Annotated in this window: 17 protein-coding genes; 7 read left to right on the plus strand and 10 right to left on the minus strand. The window is 72.3% G+C overall.

Features of this window, described 5'->3' with window-relative positions; genetic code table 11:
* Positions 1-96: 96 nt before the first annotated feature.
* Positions 97-1,266 (plus strand): N-acetylmuramoyl-L-alanine amidase, encoded by a 1,170-nt coding sequence (locus AWW66_RS16135; protein ID WP_067366566.1) that lies wholly within the window; start codon positions 97-99, stop codon positions 1,264-1,266.
* 41 nt (positions 1,267-1,307) lie between these two features.
* Here the strand turns inward: AWW66_RS16135 and AWW66_RS16140 are convergent, their stop codons facing one another.
* Positions 1,308-1,973, minus strand: coding sequence for a GNAT family N-acetyltransferase (locus AWW66_RS16140; protein WP_067366570.1), 666 nt, complete (start codon positions 1,971-1,973; stop codon positions 1,308-1,310).
* 390 nt (positions 1,974-2,363) lie between these two features.
* Between AWW66_RS16140 and AWW66_RS16145 the strand changes: the two genes are divergently transcribed.
* Both AWW66_RS16145 and AWW66_RS16150 read left to right on the plus strand, forming a co-directional pair.
* Positions 2,364-3,677: an aminotransferase-like domain-containing protein gene (locus AWW66_RS16145; RefSeq protein ID WP_067366573.1), complete on the plus strand. Its 1,314-nt coding sequence runs from the start codon at positions 2,364-2,366 to the stop codon at positions 3,675-3,677.
* 7 nt (positions 3,678-3,684) lie between these two features.
* The gene (locus tag AWW66_RS16150) at positions 3,685-4,704 is read left to right on the plus strand and encodes a D-alanine--D-alanine ligase family protein (RefSeq protein WP_067366576.1); all 1,020 of its coding nucleotides are present in this window, start codon (positions 3,685-3,687) and stop codon (positions 4,702-4,704) included.
* Positions 4,705-4,791: 87 nt separating this feature from the next.
* On the opposite strand, the gene AWW66_RS16155 is transcribed toward AWW66_RS16150, so the two are convergent.
* The 9 genes from AWW66_RS16155 to rpmH form a co-directional block, all read right to left on the minus strand.
* Complete coding sequence (locus AWW66_RS16155) at positions 4,792-5,448, minus strand: hypothetical protein (RefSeq protein ID WP_396890452.1); 657 nt, start codon at positions 5,446-5,448, stop codon at positions 4,792-4,794.
* Positions 5,449-6,545: 1,097 nt separating this feature from the next.
* Positions 6,546-7,619, minus strand: coding sequence for a ParB/RepB/Spo0J family partition protein (locus AWW66_RS16160; protein WP_067366579.1), 1,074 nt, complete (start codon positions 7,617-7,619; stop codon positions 6,546-6,548).
* Between the two features lie 41 nt (positions 7,620-7,660).
* Positions 7,661-8,653, minus strand: a complete 993-nt coding sequence (locus tag AWW66_RS16165) for a ParA family protein (protein ID WP_396890481.1) — start codon at positions 8,651-8,653, stop codon at positions 7,661-7,663.
* 477 nt (positions 8,654-9,130) lie between these two features.
* A complete protein-coding gene (gene rsmG / locus AWW66_RS16170; protein ID WP_067366585.1) occupies positions 9,131-9,880 on the minus strand; it encodes a 16S rRNA (guanine(527)-N(7))-methyltransferase RsmG in 750 nt (249 codons plus the stop codon).
* A 229-nt stretch (positions 9,881-10,109) separates the two neighbouring features.
* Positions 10,110-10,703, minus strand: a complete 594-nt coding sequence (locus tag AWW66_RS16175) for a Jag family protein (RefSeq protein ID WP_067366588.1) — start codon at positions 10,701-10,703, stop codon at positions 10,110-10,112.
* 209 nt (positions 10,704-10,912) lie between these two features.
* A complete protein-coding gene (gene yidC / locus AWW66_RS16180) occupies positions 10,913-11,902 on the minus strand; it encodes a membrane protein insertase YidC (protein ID WP_067366591.1) in 990 nt (329 codons plus the stop codon).
* A gap of 3 nt (positions 11,903-11,905) precedes the next feature.
* Entirely contained in the window at positions 11,906-12,145 is a 240-nt protein-coding gene (yidD, locus tag AWW66_RS32745; protein WP_083978535.1) for a membrane protein insertion efficiency factor YidD, read from the minus strand.
* Positions 12,146-12,189: 44 nt separating this feature from the next.
* On the minus strand, positions 12,190-12,588 hold the full coding sequence (gene rnpA / locus AWW66_RS16185) for a ribonuclease P protein component (RefSeq protein ID WP_067366593.1): 399 nt from the start codon (positions 12,586-12,588) through the stop codon (positions 12,190-12,192).
* Between the two features lie 30 nt (positions 12,589-12,618).
* Complete coding sequence (rpmH, locus tag AWW66_RS16190) at positions 12,619-12,756, minus strand: 50S ribosomal protein L34 (protein ID WP_067300964.1); 138 nt, start codon at positions 12,754-12,756, stop codon at positions 12,619-12,621.
* A gap of 729 nt (positions 12,757-13,485) precedes the next feature.
* Between rpmH and dnaA the strand changes: the two genes are divergently transcribed.
* From dnaA to recF, 4 genes are all read left to right on the plus strand, one after another.
* Entirely contained in the window at positions 13,486-15,360 is a 1,875-nt protein-coding gene (gene dnaA / locus AWW66_RS16195; protein WP_067366597.1) for a chromosomal replication initiator protein DnaA, read from the plus strand.
* A gap of 1,006 nt (positions 15,361-16,366) precedes the next feature.
* Positions 16,367-17,500, plus strand: coding sequence for a DNA polymerase III subunit beta (gene dnaN, locus AWW66_RS16200; RefSeq protein ID WP_067366605.1), 1,134 nt, complete (start codon positions 16,367-16,369; stop codon positions 17,498-17,500).
* 46 nt (positions 17,501-17,546) lie between these two features.
* The gene (gene gnd, locus AWW66_RS16205) at positions 17,547-18,419 is read left to right on the plus strand and encodes a phosphogluconate dehydrogenase (NAD(+)-dependent, decarboxylating) (RefSeq protein WP_067366608.1); all 873 of its coding nucleotides are present in this window, start codon (positions 17,547-17,549) and stop codon (positions 18,417-18,419) included.
* Positions 18,420-18,435: 16 nt separating this feature from the next.
* Positions 18,436-19,569 (plus strand): DNA replication/repair protein RecF, encoded by a 1,134-nt coding sequence (gene recF / locus AWW66_RS16210; protein WP_067366611.1) that lies wholly within the window; start codon positions 18,436-18,438, stop codon positions 19,567-19,569.
* The last annotated feature ends 97 nt before the right edge of the window (positions 19,570-19,666 follow it).

Here is a 19,666-nt window from a genome sequence, read left to right on the forward strand (position 1 = left end):
GCTCCCTAGGCAGTCGAAACCAGGGCATTTCGGCTGCCTCCGGTCCGTTCGGCCACGACGTCCGGCCAGCCAGCATCCGCGAAGAGGGGGTCGTGCGTGCGTCCGATCCGACCCGGCGACCAGGGCACCGCGGTACGGGAGATCCGCGCCGTCCTGACCGGCCTGGACCTGCTCGCCCCCGCCGACGGGCGCACCTCCTGCGACGAGTTCGACGCCGACACCGAACGGGCGGTCCGGGCCTTCCAGCAGTCCCGGGGGCTCAGCGCGGACGGCCGGGTCGGGGAGGAGACCTGGCGGGCGCTGGACGCGGCGCGCTGGCGGTTCGGTGCCCGGACCCTCTACCACGCCGTACCCGAGCCGCTCATCGGCGAGGACGTCCGCTCGTTGCAGGAACGGCTGCTGGAAATGGGGTACGACGTGGGCCGGGCGGACGCCATCTACGGCATCCGCACCTCCCGCGCGGTGGCCCAGTTCCAGCGGGAGGTGGGGCTGAAACCGGACGGCTCGTGCGGGCCGCACACCATGGGCGCGCTGCGCCGGCTCGGTCGCAAGGTGGTCGGCGGACGCCCCCAGTGGCTGCGCGAGTCCGACGCCATCCGCCAGTCCGGTCCCACCCTGGTCGGCCGGACCGTGGTCGTCGACCCCGGGCACGGCGGCACCGACCCCGGCGTGGTGGTACCGGACGGCCTGCTCCGCTGGACCGAGGCGGACCTGGTGCACGACCTGGCCAGCCGGCTGGAGGGCCGGCTCGCCGCCGCCGGGGTACGGGTCCAGCTCACCCGGGGGCCCGCCCCGCGTACCTGCCTGCCGGACACCGACCGGGCGCAGCTCGCCAACTCCCTCGGCGCGGACGTGTTCATCTCGCTGCACGCCGACCGGCACGCCAACCCGGCCGCCGAGGGGGTCGCCACCTACCACTACGGCACCGACAACGGGGTCACCTCGGCCACCGGGGAACGCCTCGCCGGCCTGGTGCAGCGGGAGATCGTCGCCCGCACCGGGCTCCGGGACTGCCGCTCCCACGCCAAGGCGTGGGACCTGCTGCGACTGACCCGGATGCCGGCGGTCCGGGTGGAGGTCGGGTACCTCACCTCGCCGGCGGACCGGGGGCGGCTGGTCGACCCCCGGTTCCGGGACCGGGTGGCCGAGGCGATCGTCGCCGCGGTCCAGCGGATGTACCTGCCCATCGAGCGCGACGTGCCGACCGGCTCGATCGACGTCAGCGAGCTGCGGGCGGCGGTGGCCGCCGGCCGGGTGCCGGACTGACCGGGGTGCCGCCGGGCGGGCGGCCCGACCCGGGCCGCCGGTCAGCCCGGGGTGGAGCGGGTGGCCGGCGCCGGGCGGACCGGGCGCAGCAGCGTCTCCGGGCTCATCGAGCCGAGCAGCTTCTCCAGCGCGTACTCGACGTCGGACTTCCAGCTCAGCGCCGTCCGCAGCTCCAGCCGCAGGCGGGGGTAGCGCGGGTGCGGCCGGACCGTCTTGAAGCCCACGGAGAGGAAGAAGTCCGCCGGGGCCAGGCAGCCGCCCGTCCGGTCGTCGGAGTCGCCGAACTTGGCGTCCCCGAACGCCTCGATCGCCTTGATGCCCCGCTTGGTCAGGTCCCGGGCGACGCCCTGCACCAGCATCCGGCCCAACCCGCCACCGGCGAAGGTGGGGACCACGTGCGCCATGGTCAGCAGCGCCGCGTCGGCGGAGACCGGGGAGGTGGGGAAGGCCATCGAACGCGGGACGTACGCCGGTGGGGCGTACATGACGAAACCGGCCGGCATCCCGTCGACGTAGACGAGCTTGCCGCAGGAGCCCCACTCCAGGAGGGTCTGCGAGACCCAGGCCTCCTTCTCCAGCCCGGGATCGCCGGCCGCGCAGGCCCGCTCGGCGGAGACCGGGTCCAGCTCCCAGTGGACGCACTGCCGGCACCGGGTGGGCAGGTCCTCCAGGGTGTCGAGAGTCAGGCTGACCAGGCGTCGCGACATTGGCGCATCCCCACAGTAGGCTCGGAGGTGGGTCCGGCACGGAACGACCAAGCCGGCATCGCCCCGCCCGGCGGCAACGGACCCCCGCCCGGCGACGACGGGACGCCGCCGCATTCGTCTGCCTCCGACAGGCGATGGTACGCCGTCCCCGGCCCGTACGGGAGCCGACGCGCAAACCCGCCGTCGGCACCCCGCCCGCCGGCCCGGCCCGGACGGGCAGGTCGCGCCGGCCCCACCCAGGGGTCCGGGATGTGGACGATCTGTCCGCCGTGCCGACGGACCTGGTCGGACGGGACTAGGATCGACCAACCGGTGTCCGCGCCGCCATGGCCGCCGGTCCCCCGGGTACCCGGGGCGGGGAGCCTCCCGAGACGCGATCGAGGTGATGTCATGACCGGCACGACGCTCGACGACTACACCGACCGGTACGCCCGGCGGGTCCGAGGCATGACCGCCTCGGAGATCCGGGCACTCTTCGCCGTCGCCAGCCGCCCCGAGGTGGTCTCCCTCGCCGGTGGCGCCCCCTACATCGCCGCCCTGCCGCTGGACGCGGTCGGCGAGATGCTCGGCAAGCTCGGCGCGGAGCACGGCACCACCACCCTCCAGTACGGCATCGGCCAGGGCACCCTGGAGCTGCGGGAACGGATATGCGAGGTGATGTCGCTCTCCGGCATCGACGCCGCCTGCGGCGCCTCCCCGGAGGACGTGGTGGTGACCGTCGGCGGTCAGCAGGCGCTCGACCTGGTGGCCCGGCTCTTCCTGGACCCGGGTGACGTGGTGCTCGCCGAGGGGCCGACCTACGTCGGCGCACTCGGGGTGTTCCAGGCCGCCCAGGCCCAGGTCGTTCACGTGCCCATGGACGACCAGGGGCTGGTGCCCGAGGCCCTGGAGGTGGCCATCGCCGACGTGGCCCGCTCCGGCCGCCGGGCGAAGTTCCTCTACACCATCCCGACGTATCAGAACCCGGCCGGCGTGACGCTGAGCGAGGAGCGCCGGGAGCGGGTGCTCGACATCTGCGAGCGGGCCGGCCTGCTGGTGGTCGAGGACGACCCGTACGGCCAGCTCGGCTTCGAGGGGGACGCGCCGCGACCGCTGCGGGCCCGCCGCCGGGACGGCGTCTTCTACCTCAGCACCTTCTCCAAGACCTTCGCCCCGGGCCTGCGGGTGGGTTGGATCCTCGCCCCGCACGCGGTCCGCGACAAGCTGGTCATCGCCAGTGAGGCGCAGATCCTCTGCCCCAGCGCGTACGCGCAGAGCGCCGTCGCCACCTACCTGGGCACCATGCCGTGGCGGGAGCAGCTCAAGGTCTACCGGGAGGTCTACCGGGAACGCCGGGACGCGCTGCTGGGCGCGCTGATGGACCTGATGCCGGCCGGCACCACCTGGACCCGGCCGGCCGGCGGGCTCTTCGTCTGGGCGACCCTGCCCGAGGGCCTCGACGCCAAGGCGATGATGCCCCGGGCGATCGCCGCCCGGGTCGCGTACGTCCCGGGTACCGGCTTCTTCGCCGACGGCACCGGCGCCGGAAACATGCGACTGAACTTCTCCTTCCCGTCCCCGGAGCGGATCCGGGAGGGGGTCCGTCGGCTGGCCTCGGTGATGGAGCAGGACATCGCGATGCGCCGGGTCTTCGGCGCCGTCGGCGACCCCGGCCCGCGCCGCAGGCAGACCGGTGCGGACACCCCCGGACCTGACTTGGCATGATTCCGGCATGGGTGCCACCGCTGCCGAACGATCCGTCGTGACCGGTTCCGCCATCAGCTCGGACGACCGTGCCGACGCCACCGACCTGCACGTGCTGGTCCTGGCCGGGGGTCTCTCCTACGAACGGGACGTGTCGCTGCGCTCCGGCCGCCGGGTCCTGGACGCGCTGCGCGCCGCCGGACTGGAGGCGGAGCTGCGGGACGCCGACGTCGCGCTCCTGCCGGCGGTGACCGCCGACCCGCCGGACGCGGTGGTCATCGCGCTGCACGGGGCCACCGGTGAGGACGGCTCGCTGCGCGGCGTCCTCGACCTCTGCGGCATCCCCTACGTCGGGTGCGACGCCCGGGCCGCCCGACTGGCCTGGGACAAGCCCTCGGCGAAGGCGGTGCTGCGCGAGGCCGGCATCCCCACCCCGGACTGGGTGGCGCTGCCGCACGACCGCTTCTCCGAGCTGGGCGCGGTGGCGGTGCTCGACCGGATCGTGGACCGGCTCGGCCTGCCGCTGATGGTCAAGCCCGCGCAGGGCGGCTCCGGGCTCGGTGCCGCGGTGGTCCGCGACTCCGCGTCGCTGCCGGCCGCGATGGTCGGTTGTTTCGCGTACGACTCCACGGCGCTGGTCGAGCGGTACGTCACCGGAATGGACGTGGCGGTGTCCGTGGTCGACCTGGGCGACGGCCCGCAGGCGCTGCCGCCGGTCGAGATCGTCCCCCGCAACGGGGTGTACGACTATGCGGCCCGGTACACCGCCGGCCGGACCACCTGGCACGCGCCGGCCCGGCTCGACCCGGCGGTGACCCGGGATGTCACCGAGGTGGCGCTGGCCGCCCACGCCGCCCTCGGGCTGCGCGACCTCTCCCGGGTGGACCTGATCGTTGACGCCGACGGTCGGCCGAACGTGCTGGAGGTCAGCGTCTCACCGGGGATGACCGAGACCTCGCTGCTGCCGCTGGCGGTGCAGGCGGCCGGGCTGGACTTCGGTCGGGTCCTCGGGTCGCTGGTCGCGCGGGCCGCCGCCCGCCGCCCCTGAGGTCGGCCCCCGCCACCGCTGCCGGCTGGTGCTGCGGTCCGCCGTTCCGTTCGTCTCCTGAGCGGGTCCGGTGCGGACGGGCGCCGGTCAGGGCAGTTCGTCGGCCGCCTCGATAACCGAGGAGCCTTCGTCTTCCTCCTTGGCACCGGTGTCGGTGGCGGCTGCGGCCCCCAGACTCGACGGCGCCTGCCACTGGATCCGGGGCGGCTCGGCCAGTGGCCGCCCCTCGAACTCGGCGAGCCAGGCGGCCACCATGGCGAGGTTCTCCCGCCACTGCGCCTCGGAGATGGGGGGCAGGATCGAGTCCCAGAGGGAGAGGAAGGTCCCGCGTAGCTGGAGCTGCCCGTACGGGCGGGCGAGGAACCACATGTGGAAGTGCGACGAACCGTCACCCCACCGGTTCACGTGAACCCGGGCCACCCCGTCCAGCGACCGGATGGCCCGCTCCAGCCGTACCGTCATCACACCCAACTCGGCGGCGAGCAGGTTCGGCAGGTCCCCGAGATCGAGGTGGGACCGGGACTCCAGGATGAGCACCATCGGCAGGCCGGTCGGGCGGTCCATGGCCCGCACCCGCCACCGCTCACCCACCCAGATGTACGCGTCGTCCGGCGCGCTGCACGCGGTGCACTCCCGCTGCCCTTCACCCTTGCGGGGAGGTTCCACCGGGACGGGGTCTTCGAGCTGCTTGACCCGCAGTTCCCCCTCGAAGGGGAAGGACGGCCACTGAGTGAAATCCGGCACCGCGGGAGGGGTTTCGTGCACGACGCTGACCCTAACCGAGTCCGGGGGCGCTGTCCCTACCCCCGGCAACCGGATCTTCATCCGGGCACCGGGGACGGCCGTCCGGGCGTTGTCCACAGCATGGTGATCCTCCGACACACGCCGTCATCCACAGGCTCGCACCCCGATTGACGCGCTGTTTCACGTGAAACGAGTGAGCCTGTGGAAAACCGCTGTGGATAACTTCGAGGCGAGAGCAACGACTGTGGACAACCGACCCCCTTACTGATCGCGGGGATGGCCGCGCGGCGGCCCGCCGGATCGGTCGGTCGCCCCCGGCCCCACTCCTCCCCGACCCGGCGGCGAAAAGGGCGGTGACGCCCAGCGCCCGGCCAGCGACCGTCGAGCCGCCACTCCTGATGTCCGCAGCGGCCTCTCGGCTTCGCGAGCGGCCGGCCTGGTGGACGTCGTTCGTGTCCGGCACGGGCGGCCAGCCGCGCACGAGGCGTCCACGGTTATCCACAGGCTTCCTCCCAAGCTGGTTCGCTCACGGCGGCTGACCGTCACGCCCTCGCCGTGCGCCCCGGCCTGCGTGGGCGGGGTGTGCTTGCCCGCCGTGGTGTGCCGCAGTTACCACCGGAGCGGCGGGGCCGTACAGCGGCTTGAGTGGTCGGGGTGCGGGCCCAGCGGCGCCCTGGGCTCGGTTTCACGTGAAACGCCGACCCAGGGGTGGGCGTCGTCAGTTCTCCGCCCGTAGACCACGACAGCCCGCTCGCCGTCCCCGCTCGCCACGGCCGGCCTGCGCCGGACCGTGCCTTCGCTACTCTTGCCCGCCTCACGCTGCCCTGGGCCGTCGCCCGGCACCGCAGCGCCGCGTCTTCCATAGGTGGTGGTGGCGCCCGCTTGGCGGAACGACCGTCGCCGCCGGGCCGCCACCCGTCACACCCGCAGCACCGTCTGGCCGTCAACCGGTCGCTGCAAGGGTGCCGAGACCGAAGACCGTCGGCGAGACCCTGACGGGGAGAGTCCCGCCGACGGTGGGGGAAGGGCCCGCCCCGAAAGCAAATGGGGCGTGCGATCCGGTCTGGAATCGCACGCCCCGACGGGACTGGTGTAGTTCAGTTCTCCTGGCTCTCCTCCGGCTCGACCCCGATGATGCCGACGATCCTTTCCAGGTCGTCCACCGTGGCGAACTCGATGGTGATCTTCCCCTTGCTCCGGCCGATGTCGACCTTCACCCGGGTGTCGAAACGATCCGAGAGCCGATCGGCCAGGTCGGTCAGTGCCGGCGCGTGTGCCTTGGAACGGCGCTTCGGGGTGGCACTCTGCGCGGTGCCGTCGCTGAGCGCCAGGGCCACGATCTCCTCGGTCGCCCGCACGGAGAGCCCTTCCGCCACGATCCGCAGGGCCAACTGTTCCTGTGCCTCCGGCTCGTCGAGGCTCAGCAGGGCACGGGCGTGTCCCGCCGAGAGCACCCCGGCCGCCACCCGGCGCTGGACCTGGGCGGGCAGGTTCAGCAGGCGGATGGTGTTGGAGATCTGCGGACGGCTCCGGCCGATCCGCCGGGCAAGCTCCTCGTGCGTGGCGCCGAACTCTTCCAGCAGTTGCTGGTAGGCGGCGGCCTCTTCCAGCGGATTCAGGTTCGCCCGGTGGATGTTCTCCAGCAGCGCGTCCCGGAGCATCGCGTCGTCCCGGGTGTCCCGGACGATGGCGGGGATGTTCTCCCGGCCCACGGCCTGCGCCGCGCGCCACCGCCGCTCGCCCATGACGAGTTCGAACTTCTCCTCGTCGAGCTGCCGCACGACGATGGGCTGGAGGAAGCCGACCTCCTCGATCGAGGTCTTCAGCTCCTCCAGGGCCTCCTCGTCGAAGACCTGCCGCGGCTGCTTGGGGTTCGGCAGGATCGAGTCGACCGGGATCTCCGCGAACCGTGCCCCGGGCACCGGGCTGAGCGCCAGCTCGGGTTCGGCCGGCGGCACCGGGCTCGTCACGACGGCGGGCGGTACGGCCTCCGCCGGCGCGGCGGCGCCGTTGACCGGTACGGCCGGCTCGGCCGGGGCGGCGCTGTCGACCGGGCCGGTGGCCGGGGCAGGGTCCGCCTCCGACGGTACGACCGCAGTGGTCTGCGCCGGCCCGGTGGGGATCAGCGCCCCGAGCCCACGGCCCAACCCGCCACGAGGACGATTCTTCATACGACGCCTCCCAGCGACCTGTCCGCACTACACATTCCGGCTCACCGGCTCTCCTTGACCCCTCGCTCGGCGATCTCCTGAGCGGCTTCGAAGTAACTCGTCGCCCCTCGTGATCCGGGATCGTAGGTCATCACCGACTGGCCGTAGCTGGGTGCCTCGGAGACGCGCACGTTGCGGGGGATGACCGCCTGGAGCACCTTGTCGCCGAAGTGGTTCCGGACGTCCTGCTCCACCGCGTCGGCGAGCCGGGTACGACGGTCGTACATGGTGAGCAGGATCGTGGAGACGTCGAGCGAGGGGTTCAGGTGCTGCCGTACCAGGTTGATGTTGTTGATGAGCTGGTTCAGCCCCTCCAGCGCGTAGTACTCGCACTGAATCGGGATGAGCACCTCCTGGGCCGCCACGAGCGCGTTCACCGTGAGCAGTCCGAGCGAGGGCGGGCAGTCGATGAAGACGTAGTCGAAGTGACCGGGGTACGCGGCGATGGCCCGCGCCAGCCGGGACTCCCGGGCGACCACCGAGACCAACTCGATCTCGGCACCGGCCAGGTCTATGGTGGCCGGCACGCACCACAGGTTCGGGATGCCCTCCACCCCCTGGGCCACCTCGGCCAGGGGGACGCTGTCGATCAGGCAGTCGTAGACGTCCGGAACCCCGGTGTGGTGGGGGACGTTCAGCCCGGTCGACGCATTGCCCTGCGGGTCGAGGTCGATGACCAGTACCCGGTTACCGTGCAGGGCCAAGGCCACCGCGAGGTTCACCGTGGTCGTGGTCTTGCCCACGCCGCCCTTCTGGTTCGCGACGCACATCACCCGGGTCCGTTCCGGGCGGGGCATCGTCACCTCGCCACTCGGATTCAGGATCTGCACGGCGCGCATCGCCTCCATAGCCAACGGTGGATCATCCTCTTCGCGCGTCGGGGTTTCACGTGAAACGTACGCGGTCTCGGCGACTTCCGTCGCCCCGTACTCTCCGGCGGGTGTCGCTGTCGGGTCGGTCGTTCCTGCGCCCCCGCCGCCCGGGGGCGGCGACACGCCGTCGGCGTGCGGAGCCGCGCGCCCCGCGTCGCCACGGGGCCCCACGCCGGGTGCCGCTGCCGCCGCACCTCGCACCGCAGGCGCCTGGCCGACCACGGGCGACGGGTAGGAACTGCCTCCGGACCAGTCCGGGTGGTCAGTTTCACGTGAAACGTCGCCGCCCGCAGAGCGACGTCCCCCGAAACCGGTCACCTGTGGATCGTCGTACCTGCCGTCGTCATGCACCTGTCATCCCTACCCGCTTCGGATGGTCGGTCCGCATCCCGTCAATTGGCCTCGCGCGTACACATCACGGAGCACAGGCCCGGCGGGAGCGGCCGGGATCCGAGGCATCCGACACCGTCCGCTCCACACTATCGACGCGCGGTCAGCCTACGGCGGACGGGCGCGGCGGGTCCATGCCGGTTTGGCTGGACAGACCCGTCGCACTGGTTCAACGACCGCCCGACCCGCTCGGAAAGGGCGGTACCCGGGTCAGCGTCGCGCCGCCCGGCCACCGCCCCGACCGGTCCGAGCCCGCCGGGCGGGGCGCACCGCCCGTGCCCGCTCCTGGACGATCTCCACCACCGTCGTCGGTGGATCGATCAGCCCGACCCCGCACCGGTGCAGTTCGGGTACGCCACCGCCGAGCCGTTGCACCGCCTCGGCGTGCTCGGCGATCTCCTCCGCCGCCGAGGCGCCCTTCATCGCGACCAGCCGGCCGCCCTGACCGACCAGCGGCAGACACCACGCGGAGAGCCGGTCCAAGGGTGCCACCGCCCGCGCGGTGACGACGTCGCCGCGCAGCGGCTCGGTACCGGCAGCACCGGCTGCCGCCTCCTCCGCCCGTCCCCGGAACACCCGTACCTGCCGGGCCAACCCCAGGTGCTGTACGGCCTCGATGAGGAAGGCGGTACGACGCGCCAGCGGCTCGATCAGGGTCACCGTGAGGTCGGGACGGGCGATCGCCAGGACCAGACCGGGCAGCCCGGCTCCGGAGCCGACGTCGAGCACGACCGCCTCCGCCGGGATCCGCTCCGCCACGACGGCGCAGTTGAGCAGGTGCCGGTCCCAGATCCGGGGTGCCTCCCGGGGGCCGATCAGCCCCCGCACCACGCCGTCGGTGACGAGCAGCTCCGCGTACGCGGCGGCCAGGTCGAGCCGGTCGGCGAAGAGCGTCGCGGCGGATCCGGCCAGCGACGGCGGCAGCACCGCGTCCGCCGTCGACGGGTGCCGCCCCGGCACCGCGCCGCCCGGCTGGACCGGTGCCCCACCCGCCGGCTCACCACCCGGCGACTCAGGGCCAGGAGACTCAGGGCCAGAGGGCTCGACACCAGATGGTTCAGCGCCGGCACCGGGTGCGGCGGCGTCGGGGGCTCCGGGTGGGACGGCAGGGGTGACACGGAACGGCCCGGGCGGCGTGCCACCCGGGCCGGAGACGGTGTCGACCGTCCGATCGTCGCGGACCACCCGGTCAGTCCGCCGGCCGGACGACGATGCGCCGATTCGGCTCGACGCCCTCGGACTCGCTCTCCACACCGGCCGCCGCGTTCACCACGTCGTGCACGCACTTACGCTCGAACGCGGACATCGGCTCCAGGCGGATCGGCTCGCCGTACTCCTTGACCTTCTCCACGGCGTTCTTCGCCACCGCGGCGAGTTCCTTGCGGCGGTTCGCCCGGTAGCCACCCACGTCGAGCAGCAGCCGGCTGGGCGTACCCGTCTGCCGGAAGACCGCCAGGCGGGTCAGCTCCTGCAGTGCCTCCAGGGTGGCGCCACGCTGCCCGACCAGGTTCTGCAACCGGCCGCCGACCACCTCGACCACCGGTCGGCCGCCCGAGACCAACTCGTCGATGTCGCCGTCGTAGTCGAGGATGTCGAGCAGTCCCTCGACGTAGTCGGCGGCGATCTCGCTCTGCCGGAACAGCTCGCTCTCCGCCGGGGCCTTCTTCTCCCGCGGCCCCGCCTCGACCTCGGTCTCGTCGGGTCCGTCGGCACCCTTCGCCACGATCGGCCCGGACTCGGTCTCCGGGGACTGCTCGGCGTGGGGGATGCTGGTGTCGGTCACGGTCTCATCTCCGTACTCGCTCGGCCGGACCGTCGGGTCCGTTGATCTCCCGGGGTTCGGCAGGAGGTCGCCGATGCCCACGGGCACGTCTTCCGGGCGATCCCGCCCGTGGCCGCGCTCCGCGCGGTGCCTTCCGACCGGCGCCGGCCTTGCGGCGGCTGCACGGGTCGGAACCGGCCGCCGCCCGAGGGGGCGACGGCCGGTGGGGGTCAACCGCGCCGCTTGGCGGGGCGGTTCTTCTTCGCGGTGGTCGGCTTGGCGCCCGGCTTCGGGCCGGCGACCTTCGGCGCGGCCGGCTTGACCGGCGCCTCGACCGGCTTGCTCCGGTTGAACAGGCCACCGGTCTTGGCCGGCTGCGCCGGCTTGCCGGCCGAGGTCGACTTCGTCGCGCCGCCGGCGGTGGGCGGCGGCGGGAACTTGCGCAGCACCCACTGCTGCTGGCCCAGCGTGACGAGGTTGTTCGTGACCCAGTAGATGATCACACCGATCGGGAAGATCGCGCCGGAGACCAGCAGCGAGGCCGGGATGCCGTAGAGCATCAGCCGCTGGATCATCTTCTGCTGCGGGTCCTCGGCCCAGCCGGTCTTGAGGATCATCTGACGGCTGGTCAGGTAGGTGGTCAGCATCATGATCAGCACCAGCACACCGGCGATGACCTTGACCGTGGTGCCGTTCGCGTTGAGGTTCGCGAGCTCCTCGGCGGTCGAGCCGAACTTGCCGGCGATCGGGGCGGTGAAGAGCGTCGCGTGGGAGGCGCTGTCGAACTGCCCCACCGTCCAGCCGTAGAGCGTCTTGCCGGCCTCGCTCTTGTCCGGGTTGAGCCGGCGGAGCACGTGGAAGAGGCCGAGGAACACCGGGATCTGGAGGAACATCGGAAGGCAGCCCATCAACGGATTGGCCTTCTCCTTCCGGTAGAGCTCCATCATCTCCTTCTGGAGCGTCTCCCGGTCACCCTTGTGCTTCTCCTGCAGCGCCTTGACCTGCGGCTGAAGCGCCTGCATGGCACGCTGCGACTTGATCTGCTTGACGAAGACCGGGAAGAGGATCACCCGGACGGTGACCACCAGGAAGACGATGGCCAGGATCCAGGCCCAGTTCGTGCCGATGACCTCGCCGACCGGCACCCCGATGGCGTCCCAGGCCGAGTGCCAGGCCAGCAGGATCCACGAGATCGCGTAGTAGATCCAGTCGAGACTCAATTCTCAGGCTCCAGTCACATCGGCACGGCGGCGGGCGCCCGGCTCCGGAACCGGGTCGTGCCCACCTGGGTGAAATGGGTGGCAGCGAAGGAGTCGCCGGACCGTCAGCCAGGCTCCCCGGATCGCGCCGTGCCGGGCGATCGCCTCAAGGGCGTACGCGCTGCACGACGGGTAGAACCGACAGCGGGCCGGCAACGCCGGGCTTATCCACCGACGGTACGCGACGATCGGGCCGCTCAGCACCCTGGCACCCGCCGAGGGGTACCGGGGAGTAGCCGACCCGCCGGTCACCGCGACCGCCGGCCCCGGGCCGTCCGCGCGGCGTCGATCGCGGCGTCGAGGTCCGCGCCGAGCCGGTGGTACGACGCCTCGGCCGCCGGTGGCAGCGCGCGGACGACGAGGGTGCTGCCGGGGGGCAGCCCGGCGAGGCGCTCGCGGACCAGGTGCCGCAGCCGACGGCGGACCCGGTTGCGGACCACCGCCGGACCGACGGCCTTGGACACCACGAAGCCGGCGCGGGTCGGTGTCGAGGAGTCCTCGGTACCGATCTCCCGCGCCGGCTTCGACGTGGTGATCACCGGCGTGGCCAGGTGGACGACGACGGCTCCCCGGCCGGCCCTACGGCCAGCGCGGACCGCTGCGGCGAAGTCTGTGCTGCGCCGCAGTCGTTGCGCGGCCGACAGCACGACTGCCCACGTCCCCCGGACCGGTCAGCCTCAGGCCGACAGGCGGGTGCGGCCCTTGGCGCGGCGGGTCGAGAGGATGGCGCGGCCGGCCCGGGTGCGCATGCGCAGCCGGAAGCCGTGGGTCTTCGCGCGCCGGCGGTTGTTCGGCTGGTAGGTGCGCTTGCTCACGTCAGGCTCTCCGTCTTCCGTGCGCCCCGGGGCACGAGGGCCACGGGGTCGTGTGGTGGTCCAGGCCACCACGGCGGGTGGCCTCCGATCAATGCTGCCCGACATCACGGACCCCGGGCTGGGCGGGCCGTGACCGACGACCCGGCGGCGCAGGGCTGCGGTCGACGACCCCCAGCGGTGCGAGGCTGCGACCGCGGACAGCAAGCACCCATCACCCTAGCAGAGGGCGACAGAGCAGCCGCTCCAGCCTACGCAGGCAGGCAACGACCGTCAAACAAGATCGACTCCACGATCCCGGCGCTGACCACGACCGATGCGGCGGTTTTCACTCATACCGACAACGATGCCGGGGCCGGGTCGGTTGTAGGCCTGTGGACCACGCTGTTAGCGTGCCCGTTTGCGGTCAGTGTCTTCGGGGTCCGGTGCCGCGCCGGACGACGGGAGCCGGCGGAGAGGATGCGTCCGGCTTGTCGCCGGAGGGCAAGACCGGACAAGGTAGTGGATCGTTCGGCACGGTGGGTCCGCTTCAGCAGCCGTGGCGGATGTGGGGGGTCAGGTTCGACCCGCATCCGGCGGACGGCCACAATCAGTCGGTACACAGGGTGTGGATAACTTGTGGACGACGGTCGGTCGGTTGACGTTCCGCCAGCTCAGGGTGGTCCCGAGCCGACGGCGGTCGACCCGGGTGGCGGCGGTGGTCGGTAGCAGAGGCGAGGGGGTGGCACGACGGTGGCCGGAACGACCGACCTTGCCGCGGTGTGGACGGCGACGACCGACGAACTCGCCGACGAGATCATTTCCGCCCAGCAGCGCGCCTACCTGCGACTCACCCGGCTCCGCGCGATCGTCGAGGACACCGTCCTGCTCTCCGTCCCGGACGCCTTCACCCGGGACGTCATCGAGTCCCGGCTCCGGCCGGCCATCACCGAGGCGCTGAGCCGCCGGCTCGGCCGACAGATCCAGGTGGCGGTCACCGTCCGGATCGCCGAGGAGCCCGCCACGCGTCCGGCCGGCACCGTCTACCGCAGCGCCGACACCGGGGACTTCGACGCCGTACCCGACGGGCGGCTCGGCCCCGACGCCCGGCGACCGCTGGCGGAGACCCCGCTGTTCCCGAGCCCCGGGCACCACGACCGCGCCGACCACGGCACCCGGGCCGACCAGCCCGACGATCCCGGCCAGCGTCGGAACGCCGACGAGCACCGACTCCGCCCCGACGCCGGGCAGCCGCCGGACGGCACCCACCCGGGCCCGACCCCGGACGGTCACCGGTCCGGCTCGATCCCGGCCAGCCGGGACGGTCAGGAGCCGCTGTTCGGTACGGCCTTCGGCGAGCAGCTCCGGCTCGACCGGGCCGGCCCGGACCGGCCCGGGTTCGGGGAGCGCGGCGGCCTCGACCCGGCCGACGACATGCGGGGCTTCGAGCCCCGGTACCGGCAGGACGCCACCGCCGGCCGGGCCGACCACCTGCGGGGACTGGGCGGGGCCACGGACAACGGACCGGGGCGTAGTGGCGCAGATCACCGCCCGGGCGTACGGGACGACCGGCGGCTCCCCGGCGGCGCCGACACCGGCGGGAACCGGCTCAACCCGAAGTACATGTTCGAGACGTTCGTCATCGGCTCGTCCAACCGGTTCGCGCACGCCGCGTCCGTCGCGGTCGCCGAGTCGCCGGCCAAGGCGTACAACCCGCTGTTCATCTACGGCAGCTCGGGGCTGGGCAAGACCCACCTGTTGCACGCCATCGGGCACTACGCCACCACGCTGGGCAACGCCCGCTCGGTCCGGTACGTCTCGACCGAGGAGTTCACCAACGACTTCATCAACTCGCTGCGGGACGACAAGACCAGCGCCTTCCAGCGCCGCTACCGCGACGTCGACATCCTGCTGATCGACGACATCCAGTTCCTGGAGAACCGCGAGCGGACCCAGGAGGAGTTCTTCCACACCTTCAACACGCTGCACAACGCCAACAAGCAGATCGTGATCACCTCCGACCGGTCGCCGAAGCAGCTCGCCACCCTGGAGGACCGGCTGCGGACCCGGTTCGAGTGGGGGCTGCTCGCCGACATCCAGCCGCCGGACCTGGAGACCCGGATCGCGATCCTGCAGAAGAAGGCGGCGCAGGAACGCCTCTACGCCCCGCCGGACGTGCTGGAGTTCATCGCCTCCCGGGTGTCGAACTCGATCCGGGAACTGGAGGGGGCGCTGATCCGGGTCACCGCGTTCGCCAGCCTGACCCGCTCCACCGTCGAGCTGGCGCTGGCCGAGGAGGTGCTGCGGGACTTCATCCCGGACGGCGCCGGCCCGGAGATCACCGCCGACCAGATCATGGTCGCCACCGCCGACTACTTCGGGGTCAGCCTGGAGGACCTACGCGGCCACTCCCGCTCCCGGGTGCTGGTCAACGCCCGCCAGGTGGCCATGTACCTGTGCCGGGAGCTGACGGACCTGTCACTGCCCCGGATCGGGCAGGCGTTCGGCGGCCGGGACCACACCACGGTCATGCACGCCGACCGCAAGATCCGGCAGCAGATGGCCGAACGCCGGTCGCTCTACAACCAGATCGCCGAGCTGACCAACCGGATCAAGCAGACCACCTGAGCCGTACCCCGGCCCGACCTCGCCGGGGCGGCGCGCTGAGCCCTTTCCGGCCCGCTGGGTTTTCCTGCGACCACCACCGAGTCGTGACACGTCTGAGCCCGGCCGCCCAAGGCCGGGCTCACGTCGTCTGAGCCCGAGCCTCGCGCCTGGCTCTCCGGCCCACGTCGACTGCACCGGCCCGGGTCGGCTGCCCCGGCCCACGTCGAGGTCTCCACCGCCCGGCCCGCGTCGGATTTTCCCGGTCGGGACCCGCCCGCACGGTCGCTCCGCCGAGTTCTCGGCCACTCCGGAGACGGCTTCCGTTGTCCCCAGGCTTGTGTCTCCACCAGGTTCAGGCCCCACGATCGTCGAGTGCTTGTCCACAGCGTCCACAGGTTGTCCACAGCCGGTTGTCCACGGTCGGTGGAAAACCACGCTCCGTCCCACCTCGGTTACCCACAGCCTGTGGAGAAACCCTGGGGACGAGCTGTGGACGGCTGGGGACGACGGCTCCCGTTGTCCACCGGTCCGCACCCGCCTGTGCATGAGCTGTTGAAGGTTCTGGGGAAAACGGGGTGTGGATCGTCCGCCGTCATCCACAGCACTGGGGAGAAAGTCGGTGGATTACCGGTGGATAACCAGTGGACGACGGTGGAAAACCAGCCATCCTGCGAGGCCTGTGGACACGAACGCGAGTTGTACCCCGGGTTCTCCACAGCAAAACCACCGGTGGATAACGGTGCTGAGCTGCCCAAACGCGGGTTATCCCCAGTTTGCACAGGTGCGATGAAGACGATGAGTTAGATCTTCTAAGACAACAAAAACCAATCATCACCGTTGAGCTTCCTGTGGATCGCAGCCCGAACGGGCCGTGGACCGTCGGACCGCATCAGCAGGAAGCCCGGGGTCGGGCGCACAGCCGATGCCCCCGCGCCCTAAGGTGCGATGGGTACCCGCACGGTCAGGCGGGTCGGTAGGCAGCGGTCGGCATGAGAGAGTTGTCGTCGACGTCGACGCGGAGGCATTGATGAAGTTCCGAGTGGAGCGCGACGCGCTCGCCGAGGCTGTGGCGTGGACCGCGAAGAGCCTGCCCAACCGGCCGTCCGTACCCGTGCTCGCCGGTGTGCTGCTGCGGGTCACCGACGGCAACCTGCAGGTCTCCGGGTTCGACTACGAGGTCTCCAGCCAGGTCACCGTCGAGGTGCAGGGTGACTCCGACGGCGCCGCGCTCGTCTCCGGGCGGCTGCTCGCCGAGATCACCAAGGCGCTGCCGGCCAAGCCGGTGGACATCGCCGCCGTCGGCGCGCACCTGGAGCTGGTCTGCGGCAGTGCCCGGTTCACCCTGCCCACCATGCCGGTGGAGGACTACCCGAGCCTGCCGGACATGCCGGAGAGCGCCGGCACCGTGGACGCCGCCGCGTTCGCCGCCGCCGTCGCCCAGGTCGCCGTGGCCGCCGGCCGGGACGAGACCCTGCCGATGATGACCGGCGTCCGGATCGAGCTCTCCGGCAGCACCCTGGCCATGCTCGCCACCGACCGGTACCGGCTCGCCCTGCGCGAGATGGAGTGGAACCCGGACGACGCCGAGGTCAGCATCAACGCCCTGGTCCCGGCCCGGACGCTGAACGACACCGCGAAGGCCCTCGGCCCGCTCGGTGGCCAGGTGACCATGGCGCTTTCCCAGGGTGCGGCCGGCGAGGGCATGATCGGGTTCGCCGGTGGCACCCGGCGCACCACCAGCCGACTGCTCGACGGCGCCAACTACCCGCCGGTGCGTTCGCTCTTCCCGGCCAGCCACAACGCCGAGGCCCGGCTCTCGGTCAGCACGCTGATCGAGGTCGTCAAGCGGGTCGCGCTGGTCGCCGAGCGGACCACCCCGGTGCTGCTCAGCTTCAGCGCCGACGGGCTGGTGGTCGAGGCCGGCGGCACCGAGGAGGCGCGGGCCAGCGAGGCGATGGACGCCACCTTCACCGGTGACGACCTCACCATCGGCTTCAACCCGCAGTACCTCATCGACGGCCTGTCCAACCTGGGCGCCCAGACCGCCGTCTTCCAGTTCGTCGACGCCTTCAAGCCGGCGGTGATCTCCCCCGCAGGCGAGGATGGCGAGGTCGTTCCCGGGTACCGCTACCTCATCATGCCGATCCGCGTGTCCCGCTGATCGCGCGCCGTACCCCTCGACCTCGACCCACCGGAGGTAGGAACCCATGCAGCTCGGCCTGGTAGGACTCGGCCGGATGGGCGGCAACATGCGCGAGCGGCTGCGGGCCGCCGGGCACGAGGTCGTCGGCTACGACCGCGATCCCGCGCTGAGCGACGTCGCGAGCCTGGCCGAGCTGGCTGACAAGCTCCAGGCCCCGCGGGCGGTGTGGGTCATGGTCCCTGCCAAGGTCACCGACGCCACCATCGACGACCTCGCCGCCGTGCTCGCCGCGGGCGACATCGTGATCGACGGCGGCAACTCCCGGTTCAGCGACGACGCCCCCCGGGCCGAGCGCCTCGCCGGGCGGGGCATCGGCTACGTCGACGTCGGGGTCTCCGGCGGCGTCTGGGGCCGGCAGAACGGGTACGGCCTGATGGTCGGCGGTGCCGACGAGCACGTCGAGCGGCTGATGCCGGTCTTCGAGGCGCTCAAGCCGGCCGGCGAGTACGGCTTCGTGCACGCCGGCCCGGTCGGCGCCGGGCACTACGCGAAAATGGTGCACAACGGCATCGAGTACGGCCTGATGCACGCCTACGCCGAGGGGTTCGAGCTGCTCTCCGCCGCCGAACTGGTGACCAACGTGCCCGGCGTGATCAAGTCCTGGCGCGAGGGCACGGTGGTGCAGTCCTGGCTGCTGGACCTGCTGGACCGGGCCCTCGACGAGGACCCGGAGCTGGCCGAGCTGAGCGGCTGGACCGAGGACACCGGCGAGGGCCGGTGGACCGTCGACGAGGCGGTCCGGCTCGGCGTGCCGCTGAACGTCATCACCGCGTCCCTCTTCGCCCGGTTCGCCTCCCGGCAGGACGACTCCCCGGCGATGAAGGCCGTCTCCGCGCTGCGTCAGCAGTTCGGCGGGCACGCCGTCCGTAAGCCCTGAGCGGCATAGCCCACCCGTGCACGTCCGCCGGCTCGAACTCGTCGACTTCCGCTCGTACGAGCGGGTCGGCGTGGACCTGGAGCCGGGCCCGAACGTCCTGGTCGGCGCGAACGGCGTCGGCAAGACCAACCTCGTCGAGGCGCTCGGCTACGTGGCGACCCTGGACTCGCACCGGGTCGCCACCGACGCTCCGCTGGTCCGGATGGGCGCCACCGCAGCGGTGATCCGCTGCGCGGTGCTGCACGACGGCCGGGAGCTCCTGGTCGAGTTGGAGATCGTCCCCGGCAAGGCGAACCGGGCGCGACTGGGCCGCTCGCCGGCCCGCCGGGCGCGCGACGTGCTCGGTGCGCTGCGCCTGGTGCTCTTCGCCCCGGAGGACCTGGAACTCGTCCGGGGTGACCCGGCCGAACGCCGCCGGTACCTCGACGACCTGCTGGTGCTGCGCCAGCCCCGGTACGCCGGGGTGCGGGCCGACTACGACCGGGTGGTCAAGCAGCGCAACGCCCTGCTGCGCACCGCGTACCTGGCCCGCAAGACCGGCGGCACCCGGGGCGGTGACCTCTCCACGCTGGCCGTCTGGGACACCCACCTGGCCCGGCACGGCGCGGAACTGCTCGCCGGCCGGCTGGAACTGGTCGCCGCGCTCGCCCCGCACGTCACCAAGGCGTACGACGCGGTGGCGGCCGGTCGCGGGGCGGCCGGGATCGCGTACCGGCCCTCGGTGGAGCTGGCCGACCCCACCGCCGACCGGGCCGCCCTGGCCGAGGCGCTCACCGCCGCGCTCGCCGAGTCCCGCAGCGCCGAGGTCGAGCGGGGCACCACCCTGGTCGGCCCGCACCGCGACGACCTGTCGCTCACCCTCGGCCCGCTGCCCGCCAAGGGGTACGCCAGCCACGGCGAGTCCTGGTCGTACGCGCTGGCGCTGCGGCTGGCCGGGTACGACCTGCTGCGCGCCGACGGCATCGAGCCGGTGCTGGCGCTCGACGACGTCTTCGCCGAACTCGACGCCGGCCGCCGGGAACGCCTGGCCGAACTGGTCGGCGGCGCCAGCCAACTGATCGTGACCTGCGCGGTACCCGAGGACGTGCCGGCGGCCCTGCGCGGCACCCGGTACGAGGTCGGCGAGGGGACGGTACGCCGTGTCGGATGACCTGCCCCGCACACCCGCCACCGGGACGCCCGGCGGGCGGGGGAGGCCCCGCCGCGACGCTTCCGGTACCCCCGTCCCGCCCGGCGGTCGCGCGGAC

The sequence above is a fragment of the Micromonospora rosaria genome, from assembly GCF_001567585.1.
Classification (GTDB): Bacteria; Actinomycetota; Actinomycetes; order Mycobacteriales; family Micromonosporaceae; genus Micromonospora; species Micromonospora rosaria.